This window comes from Micromonospora cathayae, assembly GCF_028993575.1.
Lineage (GTDB): Bacteria > Actinomycetota > Actinomycetes > Mycobacteriales > Micromonosporaceae > Micromonospora > Micromonospora cathayae.
Map to the genome: position 1 here is coordinate 1,160,828 of NZ_CP118615.1, position 21,672 is coordinate 1,182,499.

The window sequence follows — 21,672 nt, forward strand, 5'->3', positions numbered from 1 at the left end:
CCACGTGACCGACCACCTCCTGACCCGGACCACGTCGCCCGACGGTCCCGCACCAGGACCATCGCGGAGCACCCGACCGTCACACCGGTTGCTCGTCGCGCTGGTGACCGCCGTGGCCGCGATCACCGCGACGGTGGGCGGCGTCGCCGTCACGTCGTCGCCGGCCGCCGCCACCACCGATCAGTTCCGGGGGATGAACTGGGCCGTGCTGGGTGACAACTTCAGCACCGGGCCCCTCGTCGTACAGGGCCTGAGCCCGTCCGACAGCAACGCCACCGTGCGGGCCAAGGCCAATGCCCTCTACGACGACATGGCCTCCGGCATGGGGGTCAACACCGTCCGGCTGCCCATCAACACCCACACGGTGGGGACGACGTGGTGGGAGGCCTACCGGGGGGCCATCGACGCCGCCACTGCCCGCGGATTCAAGGTCATCCTGGCCTACTGGGAGGACGGCGCCGCCTCCGGCGGCAGGATCACGAACCTCGCCGCCTGGAACGCGATGTGGTCCACGGTGACCAGCACGTACGGCTCGAACCCGAACGTCTACTTCGAGCCGATGAACGAGCCGCACGGCTACAGCTCGGCGGAGTGGCGCAACGTGGCGGCCGACTGGCTCAGCTACCACCACTCGGCGGTGCCCGGCCGGGTGCTCATCGGCGGCACCGGCTTCAGCCAGGACCTGCGGGACATCTGCACCGACAGCCGCTTCAACTCGACGCTGCTCTCCTTCCACTACTACGCGTTCTTCTACGGCGCGATGACCTACGACGCGTTCCGGAGCCACATCCAGGTCCGCCTCGGCAACTGCGCGTCCCGCGCGGTCGCCACCGAGTTCGGCGCGCCCATGAACGACGGCCGCAACTACGCCGACGCGAACAGCACCGACAACTTCGTGCGCTACCTCCGCGCCATGGCCCAGGTCATGCGGGACAACCGGATGGGCGGCACCTACTGGCCGGCCCTCGGCGGCAAGCCCGGCAGCATCGGCTACGACTGGTACTCGATGTTCTCGCTCACCGGCAGCGGCACCGACCTGCACCTGACCGTCCGGAACACCTCCGGCGCGGACCGGATCCGCTACGCGTGGGGCGACACCGTGGGCGACGGCCCCACGACGCCCCCGCCGCCGACGGGAACGTTCTACCGGGTCGACGTGCGCCACAGCGGCAAGGCCATGGACGTCCAGGCCCCGAACACCGAGAACGGCTCGCGCGTGGGCCAGTACACGTACGGTGGTCACGCCTGGCAGCAGTGGCAGTTCCAGGACGCCGGCAGCGGCTACTGGCGCGTCGTCAGCCGGCACAGCGGGAAGTGCCTCGACGTGGTGGGCGCTTCCACCGCCGACGGTGCCGAACTCATCCAGTACACCTGCGGCAGCGGCACGAACCAGCAGTTCCAGCTGGTCGCCAACGGCGGCTACTTCCAGCTCCGGGCCCGGCACAGCGGCAAGTGCGTGGACGTGCCGTCCCTGTCGACCGCGGACGGCGTGGTCCTCAAGCAGTATCCGTGCAACACCGGCGCGAACCAGCAGTGGTCACGGGTAGCCGTCTGACGGTCGGCTCGACGTGACCACCGGTCCACGGGTACGGCCGGGGCGGGGTTCGGCGTCGGCCGTCGGACAGACGGCCGACGCCCCGACTCCCGGGCCGGTCACCGGCCCAGCAGCCGCCACGTCTGGTTCAACGGGTTGCCCTGGCTGACCGCGTTGCAGGTCCACTGGTGGACCGGTGCCCGTACCGCCGTGGAGACCGTACTGACGTCGACGCACTTGCCGCTGTGGCGGGCCACGAGCTGGTGGTCGTGCGGGTCGTTGCCCGGGTAGCTCACCCGGCGGAGGGTGAACTGCTGGTTGGGGCCGTTCGTGCAGGTCCACTGGTGCACGGCCGCGCCGTCCGCGGTGGACACGCCGCTGACGTCGAGGCATTTGCCGCTCTGCTGGTTGACGACCGTGTACGTGTCGGCCACGCCGGCCACCGGGCGGAAGTTCCAGAGCTGCTGGTCACCACCGTCGCAGTAGTTCTGCTGCTGGACGGTGCCGTCGGCGGTGCCCGATCCCGGGTTGTCCAGGCACTGCTGGGAGTGCTGGGCCACCGCCACCGACTGGAAGCCACCGTCCGAGGGCGGCAACAGGGTCACGGTGTACGTGTCGGTCTGGTTGGTGTACGGCAGGGTCACCCTGGCGTTGTTGGCGGCGAGGTTGACCACGCTGTTCGAGACCGTGACCGGCCCCTGCACCGCGCCGCCGCCGTTGTGCGGGATGCGTTGGGTGAGGACGCGGACCTGGTTGTTCTGCACGATGCCGCTGGTCGTGTCCAGTCGTTGCAGGTCGACGGTCAGGTTTCCGGTGGTGCGCCCACCGCCGACCAGGACCTTCGCCGCGCCGGTCGCCTTGGTGGCGTACGCGTCGTAGGACGGGCTGGCGGTCACCGCGACGATCTGCCCGGTCTGGGAGGCGTAGTACCGGTAGGCCCACCATTCGCCCTTGGGCTGGTGCTGGCCGGCCGCGTTGCGGACCAGCAGGTTGCCGAGGTCGTTGTGCAGGTTGCCACCGCCGGCCCAGTTGGCCCGGAGGCCGTCCGCGCGGACCCGTTCCAGCCGGGCGATGTACCAGGCGCCGTCGGCCGGGTTCTGCTCGTCGGGGGCACCGTACTCGTTGATCTGGTACGGGCGTGGGTGCGGGATGCCGCGCGGGTCGAGGGTGGCGTTGGCGGCGGCGACGTTGGCGACCGGGTCGCCCGGCAGCGAGTGCCAACTGACGATGTCCGGCACCGTGTTGGTCGAGCGGACGAAGTCCAGGTACTGGTTCCAGAAGGCGTGCGTGGTGGACGGTACGCAGGCGCAGCTGGGCCCGACGATGAGCTGGTCGGGGAACTCCGCCCGGATGCGCTGGTGGGTGCGCCGCCACAGTTCGAGGTACTGCGCGATCGGGCGGTTCCAGAACAGGGTGATGTTGGGTTCGTTCCAGATGTCCCACTGCACGGACAGCCCGGACGCCCGGACGTCGTTGACGAGGCGGGTCAGGAAGTTGTCGTAGTCGGTCCAGTTGCCGTTGTCGCCGGGGAAGCGGGAGATCGCCGCTCCGTCCGCGCCCCACAGGTCGTGCGGCAGGATGATGAACTGGCCGCCGAGGGCGATGGTCCGGCGGGCCTGGGCGAGGGTGGAGTTCCAGCGCCGGTCGTAGCTTCCGCCGACCCAGCCGCTCCCGGGGAGCTGCGCGCCCCCGGCGCGCATGTACTGGAACCTGACGTCCCGGTAGAAGTGGTCGGCCGGACCGCTGGCGTTCTCGGTCATGCCGTAGATCCAGCCGGACGCGCGGTAGGTCGGCGTGCCGGTGGTGGTGGCGAAGTTGACGGTGATCGACTCGTCGGCGGCCTGGGCCGGGGACCCGGCGACGGTCACGGCGGCGGTGGCGGCGAGCAGGGCGACCACGAGGCGGGCGACGAACGCACGGGATCCTCCTGGCCTGCCGCGGGACGGGGTTTTCACGGGCGGCTCCTTGGTGGGCGTGGGGGACGCGCTCCGGAGACGGCACTTGCGAATCGATTCGAACGGATCGTAAGACCGCAAACTGAAGCATGTCAATGAAGTGACGCACCGATGAAGCCGATGTTTCCCTGCCAGTACGAAGACGTGGTGAGCGCCCTTGACCGTCGGCTGTGGACGGACTTACGTTCGTGCGAACCGATTCATCGAACCGATTCGCATCATGATCGGGCCGCGATCCGTCCCGCAGGTGTCGGCCCCCACCTCCCACCCGACGATCGACACGAAGCGAGGCAGGACATGACCGGACCCAGCCGTCGGCGGCACCTGGCCGCCGTCGCCGTGATGGCGCTCGCCGTGGCGGCGGGTACCGCCTGCTCGCCGTCCGCCGACGACCCCGGCGGCGACGACAGCTACCTCGTCTGGGACCCGTATCCGCAGTTCGCCGACGACTCGGCATGGGTCGCGCTGCTCCGCAGGTGCGGCAGCGCCACCGGGGTGACGGTCGAGCGGACCGGCCACGACACCACCGACCTGACCAACAAGGCGCTCCTCGCCGCCCAGCAGGGCAACTCGCCGGACGTGTTGATCGTCGACAACCCGGTCGTCTCGACACTGGCCGAGGCCGGCGTGCTCACCACCACCGACGACAACGAGCTGGACGTCTCGGCCATGGCGGCGAACCTGCTCGGCGCCGGCCAGAGCGGGGGCAGTACGTACGGGGTACCGATCGGGGCGAACACCCTCGCCCTCTACTACAACAGGGACCTGCTGAGCGCCGCCGGCGTCGACCCGGCCACCATCAGCGGCCGCCCGGCGGTCCGGCGCTGAGCTTCGTACTGCTGATCGCGCAGATGATCCCGGGAATCGTCATGGCGATGGGCTTCTACGCCAGCTACCTCCAGCTCGGCGTCCTGAACACGCTCCCCGGCCTGATCCTGGCCGACTCGACCCTGGCGGTGCCGTTCGCCGTGTTGATCTTCACGGCCTTCATGTCCGGCATCCCCGACGAGCTGCTCCAGGCCGCCGTGGTCGACGGTGCCGGTCGGCTGCGCACCTTCTGGTCCGTCGTGCTGCCGGTCAGCCGAAACTCGATCATCACGGTGTCGCTGTTCGCGTTCCTGTGGGCCTGGTCGGACTTCGTCTTCGCGTCGACCCTCGCCGGCGGCGGCCGGCACCAGCCGATCACCCTCGGCATCTACCACTACATCGGCAACAACAACCAGCAGTGGAACGCCATCATGGCCACCGCCGTCGTCGCCTCCGTCCCCGCCGCGGCGCTCCTGGTCCTCGCCCAGCGGTACGTCTCGGCGGGCGTGACCGCCGGTGCCATCAAGGACCGACCGCCCGAACCACAGGCACCGTCAAGGACCGACCACCCGAACCGTCGCTGCCGTCAAGGACCGACCGCCCGAACCACAGAAAGGCATCCGCCGCCCATGACCGTCGCCCCGTCCGGTCCGGAGTTCCCCATCCAGGAGATCCCGTTCAGCCACCACGGATCCTGGTTCGACCTCTCCCCGGTGGTGGCCGAGAAGACGTACGCCGACGACCTGCACCTGGTCTCCCACCAGACCGGGCTGCATGCCGTCCTGCGCCTCACCCCCACGGTCGCCGGCACCACGGTCGTCGCCACACCCACGCTGCTGACCTGGCGCAGCGGCACCGGCCGGATCGAGGCCGTCTACGACGGGACGGACACCCTACGGATCCGGGGCCGGCGGATCGGCCTGCGGATATCGGCGGCGGCGCACACCCTCACCCCGTTCAGCGGCACCTACCTCTACCTCGACCCGGTCGACGGGTCACACGTGTTCACCTCGTACGAGACCGGTCGCCGCTACCGGATCACGGTGCTCTCCGGCGTCCTCCTGCGGGCCGCCGGGGTGACGGCGCTCGGCACCGCCGACCGGTTCCTCGAACTCGCCGGCGACCAGCCCTGGGAGATCGCGATCGAGGAGTACGCCACCGCCCGCCGGCCGTACGCCGGATCCGTCGCCTTCGAGCGGTTGTGCCGGGACCGGAGCGCCGAGTTCACCGCCTTCGTCGAGGCGGTCGCACCGTGGCGGGGCCCGGACACCCCGGCCGCCGAACTGGCCGCGTACGTACTGTGGTCGGCCACTGTCGCCCCGGCGGGCTTCGTCACCCGGCCGGCCGTCCTCATGTCCAAGCACTGGATGGACAAGGTGTGGAGCTGGGACCACTGTTTCAACGCGATCGCCCTGGCCCCCGGCGAGCCGGAACTGGCCTGGCACCAGTTCCACCTGCCGTTCGACCACCAGGACGAGTCCGGTGCCCTGCCCGACTCGGTGGCCCACTCCGAGGTCCTGCACAACTACGTCAAGCCGCCCATCCACGGCTGGGCGCTGCGCCAGCTACGCCGACGCCTCCCCCAGCCGCCGGACCGGGCGGCGCTGGCCGAGACGTACGACCGGTTGGCCCGCTGGACCGGGTTCTGGCTCGACGCGCGTCGGGCCCCCGGTCAGGATCTGCCGCACTACCAGCACGGTAACGACAGCGGCTGGGACAACGCGACGACCTTCGACGACGACCCGGTCCTCCAGACCGCCGACCTCGCCTCGTTCCTGGTCGCGCAGCTCCGCTGCCTGGCCGACCTGGCCACCGAACTGGGCGAGCCCGCCTACCGGTGGTCCCGGGAGGCCGACCGGATCCGTCAGGGGATGCTCCGGGACCTGTGGGACGGCACTCGCTTCATCGCCCGCAGTCCCCGTACCGGACGGCGGCGGGCGAGCCGCAGCCTGCTCGACCTGATGCCCGTCACCCTCGGGGCCGACCTGCCCGCGCCGGTCACCGCCGCACTGGCCCGGGGCGTCGAGAGCCACCTGACCACGCACGGGCTGGCCACCGAGCCGACGGACTCGGCCCACTACCTCGCCGACGGCTACTGGCGTGGGCCGATCTGGGCACCCTCCACCGTCCTGGTCGAGGACGGTCTGCGGCGGGCCGGGCAGACCGGGCTCGCCGACGACATCGGTCGACGGTTCCTCGCCCTGTGCGAGAAGTCCGGGTTCGCGGAGAACTTCGACGCCGAGACCGGTGCCGGGCTCAGGGACCGGGCGTACACCTGGACCGCCAGCAGCTACCTCATCCTCGCCGCCACCCGGGCTGAGCGGCGGGTCACGGGTGGCTGATTCGCGCCGACCCGGTGGTCCCGGCCCCGGGCCTTCTCCGTTCGGGTCCTCGACCAGCTCAGCGGGACCGGGCCGGGCCGGTGCTGGAACGCAACGAGACGGGCGGGCGGTAGAGCCGGTGGCGGGGCACCACCCCGGGCGTGGCGATGATCTCCAGCAGGAACGACACCGCCTCGGCGCCCATCTCCACCATCGGCACGTCCGCAGCGGTCAACGGCGGACGGAAGTCCTCCGCCCAGTGCCGCGCGGCCACGCCGGTGACGGAGAAGTCGCCCGGCACGGACAGTCCGGCGCTGGTCAGCGCACGCTGGATCCCGGGCAACGCGGCCTCGTTGATGGTGGCCAACGCCGTGACGTCCGGACAGGTCGCGAGCAACTGCTCCACGCACGCCTCGCCGGAGGCCGTGTCGTCACCGCAGCAGACCTCCACGCCGGTCAGGCCCCGCTCAGCCGTCGCCGCCCGGAACCCGGCCAGCGCCCGGTGACTGGGGCCGTAGCCCGCGGCCACCAGCTCCTCGGAGCGGTTCACCAGGGCCACCTGCCGGTGCCCCAGATCGGCCAGGTGGTGCACGCACCGGGCGATCAGCCCGGCGTAGTCGACGTCGATCCAGCTCATGCCGTGCGGCTCCGCGGTCCGGCCGATGGTGACGAACGGCAGACCGGCCCGGGTCAGCCGGAGCACCCGGTCGTCCGCCAACCGGATCTCCATCAGGATCACACCGTCCACCCGGCGTCCGGTGACGATCCGCTCGAACGACCGGTCGTGGTCGCCACCGGACGGCGACAGCAGCACATCGAGGTCATGGCGGGCGGCGGCCTCGACGACGCTGGCGACGAAGCCCAACTGCATGTCGGTCAACCGCTGGCTCGCCGGCGGGATCACCAGCCCGAGGGTGCGGGTACGCCCTTCCTTCAGGGCACGGGCGCTGGCGTTCGGCCGGTAGCCCAGCTCGTCGATGACCGCCTGGATCCGTTGCCGGGTGCCCTCCGACACGCTCCGCTTTCCACTCAGCACATAGGACACGGTGCTGCGGGACACCCCCGCGCGGCGGGCGATCTCCCCGATGTTCATCCACCGCCCCCGAACCGATTCCCGCCCGACACCGGGACGCACCCCGCTCCGGCGACGAGCATATCCGTACCGGAGATCCCACCCCTGGTCTCGCAGCAGCAGGCGGCGCCCGCCCCGGTGCTGGCCGGCCGGGGGTGGGCCAGCGCCCGCCCGGCACGTCCTCGGTGCTCCGCGCCGGGCCGGGTCAGGCGAAGGTGCGCCGGGCCCAGGTACGGAAGTCGGTGGTGGGCAGGCCGAGGGCTCGGGTGGTCTCCGGACGGGCGGGGGTGCCGTTCGCGTTGATCCGCTCGACGGCGTCGACCATCGCCGGCAGCATGCCGCGTTCGACAGCCTCCTGCGGGGTGAGCACGGGCGCGACGACCGCCCGGCCGGTGACCTCGCTGAGGATCGCCGCCACCTCGGTCATGGTGAGCATGTCACCCGCGAGTTCGACGTCCAGGCCGTCGAGCCTTCCCGGGTTGGTGAACGCGATCGCCGCAGCCTCGCCGATGTCGTCGACCGCGATCCACGGAAGTCGGGTGTCCGCCGCGAAGCCGGTGATGATCGTGCCGCTGGTCCAGTCGCCGAACAGGTACGACCAGCCGACGAGGTTCTCCATGAAGGTCGAGGGCATGAGTACGGTCCAGTGCGCGAAGCCACCGGTACGGACCATGTCGTCGATCGCCGCCTTGCTCTCCCAGTAGTGCCTGTCCCAGCGGCCCTCGGCCCAGCCGGGCTGCTTGCGGAGGAAGTCGCCGGCGCCGGAGACGCTGCTGTGCACGACGTGCGACACACCGGCCCGGCGGGCGGCCTCGACGACGTTGTGACCGCGGGTCCGCTCGGCGTCGCCGTGCAGGTTCGCCACGTCGGGCCAGGGGATCGAGAACAGGCCGTCCATGCCCTCGGCCGCGGCGACCAGCGACGCCGGGTCGTCCAGGTCGCCCTTGACCAGTTCGGCCCCGCGGGCCCGTAGTGCCTGGGCCCGGTCCGTGCCGGGGTCGCGGACCAGCGCGCGGACCGCGACGCCGCGGTCGAGCAACGCGCGGGCCGTGGCTCCGCCCTGCTTGCCGGTCGCGCCGATGACGAGGACAGCCATTCGTTCCTCCCAGGGTTAAGTGGGGAGTCCCCCCACTTATCGTCGGCTACGATATGGGGGACCACCCCACTTTGGCAATGGCGGGCCATGAGAGCCGACGCGCAACGCAACTACGACCTCATCGTCGAGGCAGCCTCCGAGGCGGTCGCCCGCGACGGCGCGTACGCGTCGCTGGAGGAGATCGCCCGGTCCGCCGGAGTGGGCTCGGCGACCCTGCACCGACACTTCCCGTCCCGATGGTCGCTGCTCCAGGCCGTTTTCCGGACCTGCCTGCGCAACCTGTCCGCCCGCACCGACGAGCTACTGGCCGAGTCGGACGCGCTCGCCGCGCTCACCACCTGGTTGCACGAGGTCACCGCGTACGCCACCACCACCCGCGGCCTGGCCGTGACCCTGCTGAACGCGCCGCCCGAGGAGGACGACACCTGCGGCGCGATGCTCGCCGCAGCAGGCGAGAAACTGCTCCGGCGGGCCATCGACCAGGGCTCCGTACGCTCCGACGTCGCGATGGCCGACCTGATCAGCCTCGTCAACGCGATCTCACTCGCCGCGCAGCCGACCGGCACCACGAAGGCGGAACGGCTCCTGGCCCTCGCCCTGACGGGAATCCAGCCACCCGGACGGTGATCCGACCGCCAGCGACGCTGAAGGCACCGAGACGGGGCGTCTACGGCGTGCCGGGAAGCCGGACCGTGACGAGGAGGCCCCCCGTTGGGCCGGGGACGAGGTCGAGGGTCCCGGCATGGGCGCGGACGATGCTGTGCACGATGGCGAGGCCGAGGCCGACACCGGCGTGTTCGTCGGTGCGTACGCGTTCCGTTCCGCGCTGGAAGGGTTCGGTGAAGGTCGGTACCAGTTCGGGTGCGAGCCGGTGACCGGTGTTCTCGATCCGCAGCAGGCTCGTGTCACCGTGCGCCGCAGTGTGGACCGTCACGGTGCCGCCGGCGGGAAGGTTGTGGACGATGGCGTTCTGCACGAGGTTCGTCACCATCCGCAGCAGGAGTTCGGCGGAGCCGCTGGTCCGGGCCGCCCCGCCGGAGACCTCCAGGGTGATCCGACGCCGTTCGGCGAGGGGAAGCAGCGTCTCGGCGGCCTCCTCGGCGACGAGGGAGAGGTCGACGCACTCGCGGGTGAAGGTGCCACGGTCCCCGTGACTGAGCAGCAGGAGGGCCTCGGTGAGGTCGATCGCCCGCTGGTTGACGGTGTGCAGTCGTTCGATGAGGTCGCCCCGTCCACCGCCGGGCTCCCGGCGGGCGACGTCGAGGAGCGTCCGTGAGATCGCGAGCGGGGTACGCAGTTCGTGGGAGGCGTTCGCGGCGAACCTCCGCTGCTCGGCGACGTGGGACTCGAGTCGTTCGAGCATCGAGTCGAACGCGTCGGAGAGTTCCCGGAACTCGTCCCGGCGGCCCGCCAGACGGATCCGGTGGGACAGTGATCCGCCTGCGGCCGCGCGGGTGGCCCGGGTGATGCGGGTCAGCGGCGCGAGCATCCGGCCGGCGAGGAGCCATCCGCCCAGCAGGCCGAAGACCAGCAGGAAGGCCAGCACGGCGACGGCTCTGGGGGCGAAGGCGCGGAGCAGGTCGGAGCGGTTCGGTACGAACATCACGGGGGCGGGGAGACGGGAGCTGTCGGGTGCTGGCGCGGGCAGCCGGGAGTTGTCGATCACCTCGGGTACGTACCGCAGCAGGAACACCCACACGGTGGCGAGGAGCAGGCCACCTGCCAGCATGACGAACCCGGCATAGCTGAGGGTCAGTTTGAGCCGGACGCTCGGACCGGGTTCCCTATCCACGGTCCTCCCCCTCACGCCCGGTGCCGGGTGTGGTGTCGATGCGGTAGCCGACGCCGGGCACCGTGGCGATGATCCACGGTTCGCCGAGCCGTTTACGCAGCGTGGAGACGGTGATGCGGACGGCGTTGGTGAAGGGGTTGGCGTTGAAGTCCCAGGCCCGTTCCAGCAGTTCCTCGGCGCTGACGACCCCGCCCTCGGCGGCGACGAGGACGTCCAGTACGGCGAACTGCTTGCGGGTGAGCGCGACATGGCGTCCGTCGCGGAAGACCTCCCGGCGGAAGGGGTCGACCCGTAGGCCTGCGGCCTCCCGGACCGGGGGCCTGGCGTACCCGCGTCTGCGGTCGAGTGCTCTGAGCCGGAGCACGAGTTCCCGGAGTTCGAACGGTTTGGTGAGGTAGTCGTCGGCGCCGAGCTGGAAGCCGGATGCCTTGTCGTCGATCCGGTCGGCAGCGGTGAGCATGAGGATCGGGATTCCGCTGCCGGAGGCGACGACCCGCCGGGCGACCTCGTCGCCGGAAGGGCCGGGGATGTCGCGGTCGAGGACCAGGAGGTCGTAGTGGTTGACGCCGAGCAGTTCCAGGGCGGCGTCGCCGTCGGAAGCGATGTCGGCGGCGATCGCCTCCAGTCGCAGGCCGTCCCGGACGGCTTCGGCGAGGTAGGGCTCGTCCTCCACGATCAGTACGCGCATGCTCGCAGCCTATGATCAGCGAAAATCACTATCGATGCACACATACCGGTCAGGTGGCTCAGTCGGCTGCCACCGGCGCGGGACACGGCCGGTCCGACGGCTCCTCAGTCGTGGTGCGCCACCAGTGGCGTGACGCCAGCGCGGCCAGCACGGCGCCGGTGGCGTTGACCAGCACGTCGTCAACGGAGGACACCCGGTCCAGCCACAGGACGTACTGTGCGGTCTCGACCAGGACCGAGCAGCCGGCCCCGAGGGCCAGGATCCTCGGCACCGACGCCAGCGCCGCGAACCGCATCGGGGCGAAGAACCCCAACGCCGCGAAGACCAGCAGGTTGCCGCCCACCCCGACCGGCCCCATCGTGACCAGGTCCCGCAACGGGACCAGACTCACCCGGCCGGGGACGATGCCCGCCGCCGGCCCCGGCATCAAGGTCATCCACACGAACGGCACCGTCCCGTAGACCATGCCCACCTCGGCCAGCGACCTCCGCCACGCCGAGGTGACGCCGGCAGCACGCCGACGGCGCGCCAGCGCCCATGCCACCAGAGCCGCCAACGGCAGCCCCACCAGCGTCATGAGCACCACACCGTTGAACGTGTCGTAGCAGCCGTGCCACCGCCCGGCCAGGCACCTCGGAGCGGACATCATGAGCGGCCGCCGTACGGCGAACGCCGCGCCCGCCAGCCCGAGCACAGCCAGGCTGGCGAGCACGATCCGGCGCGTGAGGCGGGACGGTACGGGCGCCACTCAGCCACCGCCCCCGCCGCCGGGTGGGCCGACCGGTCCGCCGGTGACCGCCTCGGCCTCGCGCAGGCAGATGTCCAGCATCGGCACGCCGTCGTGGTTGCTGAGGACGACGCCGACCCAACCGGTGTCCGGGTAGATGCTCCAGTTGGCGCCGATGCCACCGGCCCCGCCGCCCCGCCCGATCACCCACTGGCCGTTGATGATGCTGACCGGCATCGTGTACCCCGCGTACGAGGTGGGCTCCGGGCCGGGGATCTTGGCCCCGGCGAACAGGTCGGCGTACGGCCGGCCGAGCACCGTGCCGTCGCGCAGCGCCTCCGCGAACCGGACCAGGTCCGGCGCGGTGGCGAAGCCGTCACCCGAGGCGTAGCCGATGAAGCCGCGACCCGGATTCCTGCCCCGGATGTTCGGATCCAGGCTGCCCTTGTCCAGGTTGCGGACGGCGTCCACCAGGCTGCCGTCGGCCTGCCGCAGGTACGGGTGCGCGATGTGCTCGTCGGTGAGCCACTGCTCCCGGGTGTAGAACGCCGAGCCGCGCATACCGGAACGCTCGAAGACATGCTCGTGCACGTAGTCCCAGAACGTCACGCCGGACACGGCCTCCACGATCTGCGCGGCCATGGAGAGGCCGACGCCGCCGCCGGGAAGGTGGCCATTGGACCCTGCGCCGGGAACCCCCACCAGCGTCGCCTGCCGGGCCCACTGCTCGTGGTACTCGTGCACCTCCTCCCGGCTGTGAAAGACGCGTTGCCAGTCCGGCATCGGGGCGTCCAGCCCGGAGGTGCTGGTGAGCAGGTGGTGGATGGTCACCTGCTCGGCGATGTCCCTGGCGAAGCCCGTCAGGTGGGTGCCCACCGGGTCCGACAGCGTCACCCTGCCCTGCTGCACCAACTGCAGCACGGCCACCGACAGGAAGGGCTGGCTCCCCGAGGAGAGGTTGAATGCGACGCCCTCGTGGTTGCGGACCCTCCGCTCCCGGTCGGCCATGCCGTAGCTGCGCGACAGCACCGTCCGGCCCCGGTACGACAGCAGCACCACGCCGGAGAACCTGCCCTCGGCGGCCAGCCGCGCCACGTACCGGTCGTAGGCTCCGCCGGGCTGGGTATCCGGCGGGATCCGGTCACCCTCCGACGAGCCGGTGGGGGCCGGGTCGGCGTGGCCGATCCTGCCGCCTACCAGCGGCCCGCCCGCCGCCACCATGCCGGCGGCGGCCACTGCGCCCCAGGTGATCAGCCGCCGCCGGTCGATTCCACGTACGGTGTCCGAAGGCACGGTCACGCTCCTTTCCCGGTCGACGAGTCGTCCGCTGACAGTGCTGCGATCCGGTCCATTCCTGCATTCAAGAGGCACGAACGTTGCGGTGGCGTAAGCGTTTTCCGATACGCCCGCGATACCGCAGCAGGTCTTCCTGGCAGGGCTGAGCCGATCGGTACAGGCGGGCGGGGTGTCGCTGGCCCCGACGGTGACGGCGATCGCCTCGTACGACGCCCCTGCCGGCCAGCCGGTCTCCGCGTCGGCCTGCGCCACCTGGGCCTTCCGGTATGCGGCGAGGTCGAGGGCGGTCCGGGCGTTCGGTGCCGACGGCGATGCTGGCCACCGTGCCGTACGGGCCGATGCCCTCGGCGGGGTCGACCGCCGGGCCCGATCTCCGACGCCCGCCCGGCCGGGCATCTGCGAGGTCGTCGTCACCGCGTCCGTGACGACCGGCCGCAGTCCGCGGCGACGGTCTGACGTCGCCCCACTCCGGCCGACCGCTCGGCGGTCAGCAGGCGGTGTCCGGCTCGCCCCTGGACGCCTCGACGCAGGTGACCGGGCGGCCGCTGGTCGCCCGGCGGAGCAGTTCGTAGAGCGTGTCCCGTTCGGCCGGCTCCAGCGCGCCGAGCACCTCTTCCTCTGCGGCGGCGAGGGCGCACTCAGCCTCGCGGAGCCGCTCCGCGCCCGCCCCGGTGAGGCTCACCACGTGCCGGCGGCGGTCCTCGGGTGACCGGCGTCGCTCGACCAGCCCGTCCGCCTCCAGGTCGTTGAGCAGCCCGACCACGTTCGTGCCGTCGATCTGCAGGGTGCCGGCCAGCCCCTGCTGGCTGATTCCGTCCGAATCGCGCAGCACGGTGAGCGCGACGAGGTGCCGGGGGCGCAACCCGAGGGGCGCCAGCACCGACTCCGACCGGAGCCGCATCCGCCGCGCCAGGTGGTCGAGCAGCGGCCCGGAGCGGCGCTCCGACTCCTCGACCGGTACGGCTGCCATGTGACCCAGTTTACGCAGGGCGCGGAACATCGGCATGCTATAAATGATTGGCGCTACACAAACGATCTGTGGAAGGTTAATCACATGGCACACCTGTTGTACGTCGACTCCAGCATCCGGGGCGAGCACTCGGTCAGCCGGCGGCTCACCGCCCGCGCCGCCGCCGCGTGGCGCGCCGCCCACCCGGGCGGCACCGTCACCTACCGCGATCTCGGCCGGGAGCCGCTACCGCACCTGGACGAGGCCGGTGGCCTGGCCCGGATGGTGCCGGCGGAGCAGCACACCCCGGCGCAGCGCGCTTCCTGGGAGCTGAGCGAGCGACTGGTCGACGAGGTGAAGCGCGCCCATACGATCGTGCTCGGCCTCCCGCTCTACAACTACGGAGCGCCGAGCAGCGTGAAGACCTGGGTCGACCACCTCATCGCGCCCGGCATCGCGTACGACCCGGCGACCGGGGCCGGCCTGCTCGGCGGTCGTCAGTTCGTCGTGCTGGGCAGCCGGGGCGGCGGCTACGGCCCGGGCACCCCCCGCGAGGGCTGGGACCACGCCGAGCCCTGGCTCCCGCACGGCCTGTCCATGACCGGCCTGGAGCCGCGCTTCATCTCGGCCGAGCTGACCCTGGCCCCGGTCAACCCGGCCATGGCCGAGCTGATCCCGCTACACGAACAGAGCCTCGCGGCAGCCGAGCGGGCCATCGACGAGCTGTGGGTACCGGCCTCGGCCGTCGCCTGACCCGACGAAGGGCCGGGCCGTCCCCGAACGGACTCGTACCTTCTCCTGGATCAACCGGTGCCGACGAACCATCCGCGACCACGGACAAGGGCGCGGCCATCGCGCGACAACGGTGGCTGTCGAGCGATGACCGCGGGGACGGCTCGGGATCAGGCCGCGATGGATTGCAGGTAGGCGATCCCTCCACACGAGATCGTGCTGAGGTTCTTGAACCACATCGCGATCTGGCGCTGAGAGGATCCGTCACTGTTGATGCGCTGGATGTAGACCACGCGCGTGACCTCGAACTGGCAGTAGGTGGGAGCGCTGCCCTGGGGCGACGGGCCGATCACGTAGGCCGAGGTGACGGGATTCGCGTTGTTCCAGGTCGTGGACCAGGTGCCGCCGGCGCCCACGGTTCCGATGGTGAACTGCGAACCGATGGTGGTGGAGCCGAGCCGGATGTCGGTCTGGCAGGTGACGGTCCCCACGTTCTTGACCTCCACCCAGATCTGCCGGAGCGAGCTGCCCGGCTGCACGGTCCAGATGCGCGTCACCTGGAACTGGCAGGCCGCCGAGTTCGTGGCGCCGCTCGGGTTGAGACCGGCCACCCAGATGGTGTTCCAGGGGACGTTCCAGAGGTGTGTCTGGGTGCCACCCGGGCTGACGCCGCCGGTCGAGACAAGGGCCGAGCTGGTCACCGCCGCGAGTTGCACCGTCGCACCACAGGCGATCGAGCCGACGTTCTTGAGGGTGAACTGGAACTGCCGCTCCCCACCGAACAGTTGGACGTACTTGCTGCTGATCGTCTCGAACTGACACGTGGCCGAGGTGGTGGCGCCGGCCGGGTTGTAGCCGACCACGTAGGCGGCGTCGGCTGGGGCGTTGGTCCAGGTCCAGCCCTGGGTGCCGCCGGCCGAGACGGTGCCGGTGAACCACGTCGCGGCGGTGCCGATCCCGCCCTTCGCGGCGACGCCCAGTCCGTTCGACGCCGCTGCGGCGGCCCGTGCGTCGCGCAGTGACGGCTGCGATGGCTGCGACGACTCGCCGGCCTGCGCGACCCCGACCGACGCGATGACCATGCCGAGCGCCGTCACCGCGACGAGAGCCGCGCGGATTCTTCGTCTCATTGAAGCTCCTTTACCCCATGTTCCGGGCCGTCCGCCCGGCTCCATCAGGCTGCGCGGCCCGGCTTGCCATCGGCTAGCCATCCGATAGCCGCCCTGGCGGCAACGCATAGAATCGACGTCGATACATGGATGTGGGGGCTGGATGACATGGCGCTTGCTCGGCCCGGTTGAGGCCGTGGTACGGGGCGAGCGAGTGCCGCTGGGGCGACCCCAGCAACGCGCTGTGCTGGCGTATCTGTTGCTCAATGCCAACGTGGTGGTGTCGGCGGAGCAGTTGGCCGAGGCGCTGTGGGGCGGAGCTCTCCCCACCCGCGCACGAGCACAGGTCCAGGTCTGCGTCTCCCGGTTGCGACAACTGACCCGCGCGGCCGGTATACCCGAAACACTCCATTCGGATTCTGGGGGATACCGCCTTGAGTTGGCCGGCGACGACCTGGATGTGGTGGTCTTCTCCGGGCTGACCGAGGCTGCGCGTCGGTACGCCGACTCCGGCGAACACGAGCGGGCCACGACCCTGTTGCGACAGGCGTTGGCGTTGTGGCGTGGCCCGGCACTCGCGGGCGCGTCCGCCGCGTTCGTACCGGCGGCCGCCGCCGGCCTGCACGACAAGCGGCTTGCCGCGTCCGAGGACCTGTTCGACGCCGAGTTCGCGCTCGGTCGGCACGCCGCCGCGGTGGCACCGTTGCGCGAGTTGGTCACCGGGAACCCGTGGCACGAAGGTCTCGCCGTGCGGCTGATGACGGCGCTGGCCGGATCGGGGCACCAGGCCGAGGCGCTGCGGGTGTTCGAGCGGATCCGCCGCCTACTCGCCGACGAGCTGGGCATCGAGCCGGGAGCGCGGCTCGCGGAGGCCCACGTGCGGCTGTTGCGGCAACAGTTTCCGTCGAGCAGGCCCGCGCCACGGGTCCGGGAAACCGGATCTGGTCTGCGTCCCGCCCAACTGCCCGCCGGTCTGTCCACCTTCACCGGCCGTGGCGACGCACTCGCTGCGATGGACACGATGCTGAACCAGGCTCGGGACAGCGGCGCCCTGGCGGTCGTCGCGATCATCGGGACGGCCGGGGTGGGCAAGACGGCACTGGCGATCCGGTGGGCGCACCGGGTACGGCCACTCTTCGACGATGGGCAGCTCTTCCTGGACCTGCGCGGTTACTCGCCCGGAGCGACGGTGGCGCCGCTGGACGCGTTGTCGCGCTGCCTTCGCGCGCTCGGTGTGCCGCCCGCACAGGTGCCAGACGACGTCGACGAAGCAACGGATCTCTACCGCAGCGTGCTCGCCGACCGGCGGGTGCTGATCCTGCTCGACAACGCCCGCGACACCGCGCACGTCCGGCCACTGTTGCCCGGCGGCGCCGGCTGCCTGGTGATCGTGACCAGCCGGGACCGTCTCGGTGGGCTGGCCGCTCGGCACGACGCGCAGCGGCTGCCGTTGGACGTGCTCACGCCGCAGGAGGCCAGCGAGCTGTTGACCCGCGTCATCGGCGCGGATCGGGTCGCCGACCAGCGGGACGCTCTCGCGGAACTGGCCCATGACTGCGCACACCTGCCGCTGGCCCTGCGTATCGCCGCAGCAGACCTGCACGGCCGCCCACACGAGATGGTCAGTGGTTACCTGGCGCGGCTTCGAGCGGGCGACCCGCTGACCGTGCTGACCGTCCGTGACGACGAACAGATCGCGGTGCGTTCGGCGTTCGCCGCTTCCTACCAGACTCTGCCGCCGCGACTCCAGCGGCTCTTCCGGCTGTTCGGCCTGGTGCCCGGCTGCGACGTGACAGCGGAGTCGGCCGCCGCGATGCTCCGATGCGGAGCCGGCGAGGCGGCGGACATGCTCTCCCGTATCGCCGACGCGCACCTGGCACAGGAGCGGACACCGGGTCATTTCGGCACACACGACCTGCTCGGCCGGTACGTGACCGAGCTGGCGAAGATCGAGGACGATCGGGAAAGACTAGATGACCTGCTGTCTTGGTACCTCTTCAGCGTGCACGCCGCAGCCGACCGACTGTATCCGCAGGTGTTACGCGTGCCCACGCAGCTACCCGCGCCCGCTGGTCCACCGATGCGATTCGCCGCCCATGTCGACGCTCTCGCCTGGCTCGACGCGCACCGGCACAACCTCGTCGCCGTGGCACGCCATGCGGCGCACCGGGAACTGCACACCTTCGCCTGGTCGCTGGCGGACGCGCTGCGCGGATACCTGTGGCTGGGAATGCACACCACGGAATGGTCCGAGGTCGCGAGGATCGGTCTTTCCGCGGCCCGGGCCGACCGGCACGAGCAGGCCGAGGCGGCGGCCCGGCTGAGTCTCGCCGCCCTGCACTGGCGGCTGGAACGGTTCCCCGAGGCGATCGACGACTATCGGCTGGCGCTGCTCTCCGCGAAACGTTCGGGATGGCGCGATGGCGAGGCAGCCGCGCTGGGCAACCTCGGCCCGGTCTTTCGCATGACCGGCCAGCCGGGTGAAGCCCTGCGGGTCATGGAGCAGGCGCTGGAGCTCAGCCGGCGCAACGGCCGGACCGCAGGCGTCGCCGTCAACCACAACAATCTCGGATTGGTCTGCGCCGACCTCGGACGGCTCCGCGAAGCCGCGGACCATCATCACGCGGCGCTCACCCTGGCACACCAGGGCGGGGCAGCCTCCAGCCGGGCGCTCATCCTGAGTAACCTGGGCGTCGTCCAACACCTTCTCGGCCGGTCCGACGACGCGTTACAGACGCTGACCGAGGCACTGGAACTACATGAGCAGACGGGCAGCCGGGGCCGTGCCACAACCCTGTGTGCGCTGGCTCGGGTCCACTGCGATCGTGGCGACCATCCGCAGGCGGCCAGCCTCGCCCGGCAGGCGCTCGACATGGCGCGCGCGCCGGTCGAGCCCCGGGTCGAAGCGCTCGCTCTCCACATCCTCGGCATCGCCGAGGGGAAGACCGGCACCCTGTTGGATGCCTTGAGAACTGCGCGCACCACCGCGGACCGGTACATCGAGGCCGATATCACCGTCAGCCTCGCCGAAATCGACGAGCCTGCGGCACCTTCCTGGTGCCATGCGGCGCTGTCCATCACGCGGCAGTGCGGCTATCTGCTGCTCGAAGGCCGGACGCTCGCCGCCCGCGCCGCAGCCGAGTACCGGGCCGGTGACGTGGCCGCCGCCTGGCGCAGCGCGCGGCTGGCGGCACAGTCGCACGCCCTGACCGGCCACCAGCCGGGCGCGGAGCGAATCAGAAAGCTACTCACCCTTCTCGCGTCGGAGTCCTCGCCCGGGCCGCGGTCCGGCTGCCATGGGGACCGAACGTTTACGCAGGCCAGGCCGAGCTGTTCAGCATGAGCTACCCACTGTGGGAACTGTAGGACGAACGGCCCGGTCTTTCATTCGGTGGCCGCACTCCTACGGGACTTCCACGCCCAACAGGCCCGCGCACGCGAGCACCAACGCCATCGACACAACGCCCGGCCTGCCGCCCCCGCAACCCCACCCAACCACGAATGACCACCCAGGCCGCCCTGGACGAGGCCCTCGCCAGCGCCGACAGCCCGGTTCCTGCTGATCCTCCATGCACCCGACCACGTGCACGGCCAAGCCATGATCAAACCCGCTCGGACACCCTGGGCCCCGGTCGGACGGCTAGGGACGTAGGGGATGCTCGTCGCACGAGCACCATCCGAGCACCCAACCGACCACAAGGGACGGAACGAACAAGGGGCCTGACCGCCGTTTCGGCAGGTCAGACCCCTGATGATCTTGTGCGCCCGAAGGGACTCGAACCCCTAACCTTCTGATCCGTAGTCAGATGCTCTATCCGTTGAGCTACGGGCGCTGGTGCTCGGCCAGTCTACACACCCGGCCTTCGCGCGGAGACTCCGGGATTCGAACCCGGGAGGGGCTTTAAGACCCCAACCGCATTAGCAGTGCGGCGCCATAGACCAGACTAGGCGAAGTCTCCCCGGTGGCCCAGCAGACCACCGCCGCCCGAGAATACAGGTCAGCCCCGGTGCGGGGCAAAGCGACTTCCCCATCCGGTACCTCCAGCGTGCTCTTCGCACCCCGCCACCAGCGCTTTCAGGTGTGTCGGCACGTGATCAGGACTACGCTTCATCGATATGCAGGAGCAGCCGCCGAGCGATCCGCCCCGTCGCGAGCCGCGTGCTGCGGCACGCCGAGGCCGTTCCCCGGAGCCGACGTTCACCCCACCGACCGCCCCGACAGCCGACCCTGAACCTCGTGACGCCGACCCGCCCGAGACCTCGGCCCGGCGCCAGCGACGACGGACGGCTCCGGCCCCCGGCGTGCTGTTCCAGCCCCCGGCAGCCGACAGACCGGCCGAGCCGGCCGAGCCGGCCGAGCGGGCCGCGACAGCCGACCGACGAACGCCCCGACAGGCAACCACTCCGGGCAGTCAGCGAGCGCGGACGACCAGGGAACCCTCAGGCGACCAGCCGAAGCAGTCGACCTCCGGTGGGGTGACGAGGCAGCGGGGTACGCCAGCGGCGCAGCGGGAGTCGCTTCCCCCGTCGAGCCCGGCCGGTGACCGGGCGACCGCAGCCGACAAGGGTGATCAAGAACACGACACCGGGTTGACGTCATCCACGACCTCCACCACGACCGGACCCGCCGGAGCGAACGCCACCCCGGCCGACACCAACCCAGCGAACGCCACCCCGGCCACCATCGCCCCGGCCAACACCAACCCGGCCGACGACACCCCGGAGCGGATCCCGAGGAAGGCCGCTACGAAGAGGGCCACCCCGGCGAAGAAGGCCCCGGCGAAGAAGGCAGCCGCCGTACCGAAGCGGGCCGCCAGGACGACCACCACCGCCGAGCCGGCCGTCCCCGCGCCGGCCGCCGCCCCACCGCAGGCGGTGACCCCGGCGGCGGCCACCACCGGGCGTACCGTCGATCTTGATCGGTTGTTGGCGGATCCGGGCTTCGCACCGGAGCTGCTGGCGCTGGCGGCGGTGGAGCGGATCGGGCCACAGGCCCGCGCCTGGGCGGAGGGCCTGCGCGCCACGTACCCGCAGGCGACCCCGGACGGCCTGGCCCGGCTCGCCACCCGGCAGTTCGTCCGGTTGGCCGGGGTGGGTGGGGCGACCGCCGCGCTCGCCGGTCTCTTCGCGCCGCTCGCCGAGCTGGCGACGGTGCTCTGGACCCAGTCCGCCCTGGTGCTGCACCTGGCGGCGGCGCACGGCCGGGACCCGGCCGACCCGGAGCGGGCGGTGGAGTTGCTGGTGTTGACCCGGGTGCACCCGGACGCCGACAGCGCTCGGACGGCCCTGACGGCGGCCCGGTCCGCCGACGGGTCGGGCGAGCCGGCGTGGGACCGGGTGGTCGAGGCCGCCTGGCGGTTGGCCGCGCCGCTGGCCGCGCAGGCCGGTGGCTGGCTGGCGCTGCGGGTGGCGTCCCGGCTGCTGCCGGGCGCGGCGGTGCTCGTCACGGCGGCCGGTGACTCGGCCGCCGCCCAACGGCTGGCCGCCCGCGCGGTCACCAGCTACCGCCGCCCCACCGACTGACGACCACCGCCTGACCGCGCCCGACTGACCCGCCCGACTGACCGCCGGCGACGGACCGGGTGCCGCCGACG

Annotated in this window: 16 protein-coding genes and 2 tRNA genes; 7 read left to right on the plus strand and 11 right to left on the minus strand. The window is 71.2% G+C overall.

Features of this window, described 5'->3' with window-relative positions:
* Nucleotides 1-88 precede the first annotated feature (88 nt).
* A complete protein-coding gene (locus tag PVK37_RS05345; protein WP_275032622.1) occupies nt 89-1,555 on the plus strand; it encodes an RICIN domain-containing protein in 1,467 nt (488 codons plus the stop codon).
* Nucleotides 1,556-1,653: 98 nt separating this feature from the next.
* Here the strand turns inward: PVK37_RS05345 and PVK37_RS05350 are convergent, their stop codons facing one another.
* Nucleotides 1,654-3,489 (minus strand): RICIN domain-containing protein, encoded by a 1,836-nt coding sequence (locus tag PVK37_RS05350; RefSeq protein ID WP_275032623.1) that lies wholly within the window; start codon nt 3,487-3,489, stop codon nt 1,654-1,656.
* 297 nt (nt 3,490-3,786) lie between these two features.
* On the opposite strand from PVK37_RS05350, the gene PVK37_RS05355 reads away from it, so the two are divergent.
* Together PVK37_RS05355 and PVK37_RS05360 are read left to right on the plus strand one after the other, a co-directional pair.
* Nucleotides 3,787-4,317 carry an extracellular solute-binding protein gene (locus PVK37_RS05355; protein WP_275032624.1) on the plus strand — a complete coding sequence of 177 codons (531 nt, stop codon included), beginning with the start codon at nt 3,787-3,789 and terminating at the stop codon, nt 4,315-4,317.
* A gap of 23 nt (nt 4,318-4,340) precedes the next feature.
* The gene (locus tag PVK37_RS05360) at nt 4,341-6,638 is read left to right on the plus strand and encodes an MGH1-like glycoside hydrolase domain-containing protein (RefSeq protein WP_275032625.1); all 2,298 of its coding nucleotides are present in this window, start codon (nt 4,341-4,343) and stop codon (nt 6,636-6,638) included.
* Nucleotides 6,639-6,696: 58 nt separating this feature from the next.
* On the opposite strand, the gene PVK37_RS05365 is transcribed toward PVK37_RS05360, so the two are convergent.
* Together PVK37_RS05365 and PVK37_RS05370 are read right to left on the minus strand one after the other, a co-directional pair.
* Nucleotides 6,697-7,710, minus strand: a complete 1,014-nt coding sequence (locus PVK37_RS05365) for a LacI family DNA-binding transcriptional regulator (protein WP_275032626.1) — start codon at nt 7,708-7,710, stop codon at nt 6,697-6,699.
* Between the two features lie 184 nt (nt 7,711-7,894).
* Entirely contained in the window at nt 7,895-8,785 is an 891-nt protein-coding gene (locus tag PVK37_RS05370; RefSeq protein ID WP_275032627.1) for an NmrA/HSCARG family protein, read from the minus strand.
* An 87-nt stretch (nt 8,786-8,872) separates the two neighbouring features.
* Between PVK37_RS05370 and PVK37_RS05375 the strand changes: the two genes are divergently transcribed.
* The gene (locus PVK37_RS05375; protein WP_275032628.1) at nt 8,873-9,412 is read left to right on the plus strand and encodes a TetR/AcrR family transcriptional regulator; all 540 of its coding nucleotides are present in this window, start codon (nt 8,873-8,875) and stop codon (nt 9,410-9,412) included.
* Between the two features lie 40 nt (nt 9,413-9,452).
* Here the strand turns inward: PVK37_RS05375 and PVK37_RS05380 are convergent, their stop codons facing one another.
* The 5 genes from PVK37_RS05380 to PVK37_RS05400 all read right to left on the minus strand — a co-directional run bounded on the left by PVK37_RS05380 (nt 9,453) and on the right by PVK37_RS05400 (nt 14,258).
* Entirely contained in the window at nt 9,453-10,577 is a 1,125-nt protein-coding gene (locus tag PVK37_RS05380) for a sensor histidine kinase (protein WP_275032629.1), read from the minus strand.
* Nucleotides 10,570-11,265 carry a response regulator transcription factor gene (locus PVK37_RS05385; protein ID WP_275032630.1) on the minus strand — a complete coding sequence of 232 codons (696 nt, stop codon included), beginning with the start codon at nt 11,263-11,265 and terminating at the stop codon, nt 10,570-10,572. The genes PVK37_RS05380 and PVK37_RS05385 overlap by 8 nt, the downstream gene beginning before the upstream one ends.
* Before the next feature lie 58 nt (nt 11,266-11,323).
* Nucleotides 11,324-12,013 carry a VanZ family protein gene (locus PVK37_RS05390; protein WP_275032631.1) on the minus strand — a complete coding sequence of 230 codons (690 nt, stop codon included), beginning with the start codon at nt 12,011-12,013 and terminating at the stop codon, nt 11,324-11,326.
* Nucleotides 12,014-13,285, minus strand: a complete 1,272-nt coding sequence (locus PVK37_RS05395; RefSeq protein ID WP_275032632.1) for a serine hydrolase domain-containing protein — start codon at nt 13,283-13,285, stop codon at nt 12,014-12,016.
* A gap of 490 nt (nt 13,286-13,775) precedes the next feature.
* Nucleotides 13,776-14,258 (minus strand): MarR family winged helix-turn-helix transcriptional regulator, encoded by a 483-nt coding sequence (locus PVK37_RS05400; RefSeq protein ID WP_275032633.1) that lies wholly within the window; start codon nt 14,256-14,258, stop codon nt 13,776-13,778.
* Nucleotides 14,259-14,342: 84 nt separating this feature from the next.
* On the opposite strand from PVK37_RS05400, the gene PVK37_RS05405 reads away from it, so the two are divergent.
* The gene (locus tag PVK37_RS05405; protein ID WP_275032634.1) at nt 14,343-14,990 is read left to right on the plus strand and encodes an FMN-dependent NADH-azoreductase; all 648 of its coding nucleotides are present in this window, start codon (nt 14,343-14,345) and stop codon (nt 14,988-14,990) included.
* 149 nt (nt 14,991-15,139) lie between these two features.
* On the opposite strand, the gene PVK37_RS05410 is transcribed toward PVK37_RS05405, so the two are convergent.
* Nucleotides 15,140-16,099, minus strand: coding sequence for a hypothetical protein (locus PVK37_RS05410; RefSeq protein WP_275032635.1), 960 nt, complete (start codon nt 16,097-16,099; stop codon nt 15,140-15,142).
* Nucleotides 16,100-16,241: 142 nt separating this feature from the next.
* On the opposite strand from PVK37_RS05410, the gene PVK37_RS05415 reads away from it, so the two are divergent.
* On the plus strand, nt 16,242-19,421 hold the full coding sequence (locus PVK37_RS05415; RefSeq protein ID WP_275032636.1) for an AfsR/SARP family transcriptional regulator: 3,180 nt from the start codon (nt 16,242-16,244) through the stop codon (nt 19,419-19,421).
* A gap of 417 nt (nt 19,422-19,838) precedes the next feature.
* Here the strand turns inward: PVK37_RS05415 and PVK37_RS05420 are convergent.
* Both PVK37_RS05420 and PVK37_RS05425 read right to left on the minus strand, forming a co-directional pair.
* Nucleotides 19,839-19,911 (minus strand) — tRNA-Arg (locus PVK37_RS05420).
* A gap of 35 nt (nt 19,912-19,946) precedes the next feature.
* Nucleotides 19,947-20,037: transfer RNA gene (locus PVK37_RS05425), tRNA-Ser, on the minus strand.
* A 631-nt stretch (nt 20,038-20,668) separates the two neighbouring features.
* Here PVK37_RS05425 and PVK37_RS05430 point away from each other — a divergent pair.
* Nucleotides 20,669-21,601, plus strand: coding sequence for a hypothetical protein (locus tag PVK37_RS05430; protein WP_275032637.1), 933 nt, complete (start codon nt 20,669-20,671; stop codon nt 21,599-21,601).
* Nucleotides 21,602-21,672: the final 71 nt, after the last annotated feature.

Excerpts from the sequence above, each read along its gene's own strand:
- PVK37_RS05405 (WP_275032634.1), top strand. The coding sequence starts at position 14,343 with ATGGCACACCTGTTGTACGTCGACTCCAGCATCCGGGGCGAGCACTCG.
- PVK37_RS05415 (WP_275032636.1), top strand. The coding sequence starts at position 16,242 with ATGACATGGCGCTTGCTCGGCCCGGTTGAGGCCGTGGTACGGGGCGAG.
- PVK37_RS05385 (WP_275032630.1), bottom strand. The coding sequence starts at position 11,265 with ATGCGCGTACTGATCGTGGAGGACGAGCCCTACCTCGCCGAAGCCGTC.
- PVK37_RS05355 (WP_275032624.1), top strand. The coding sequence starts at position 3,787 with ATGACCGGACCCAGCCGTCGGCGGCACCTGGCCGCCGTCGCCGTGATG.
- PVK37_RS05400 (WP_275032633.1), bottom strand. The coding sequence starts at position 14,258 with ATGGCAGCCGTACCGGTCGAGGAGTCGGAGCGCCGCTCCGGGCCGCTG.
- PVK37_RS05375 (WP_275032628.1), top strand. The coding sequence starts at position 8,873 with ATGAGAGCCGACGCGCAACGCAACTACGACCTCATCGTCGAGGCAGCC.
- PVK37_RS05360 (WP_275032625.1), top strand. The coding sequence starts at position 4,341 with ATGATCCCGGGAATCGTCATGGCGATGGGCTTCTACGCCAGCTACCTC.
- PVK37_RS05365 (WP_275032626.1), bottom strand. The coding sequence starts at position 7,710 with ATGAACATCGGGGAGATCGCCCGCCGCGCGGGGGTGTCCCGCAGCACC.
- PVK37_RS05370 (WP_275032627.1), bottom strand. The coding sequence starts at position 8,785 with ATGGCTGTCCTCGTCATCGGCGCGACCGGCAAGCAGGGCGGAGCCACG.
- PVK37_RS05410 (WP_275032635.1), bottom strand. The coding sequence starts at position 16,099 with ATGAGACGAAGAATCCGCGCGGCTCTCGTCGCGGTGACGGCGCTCGGC.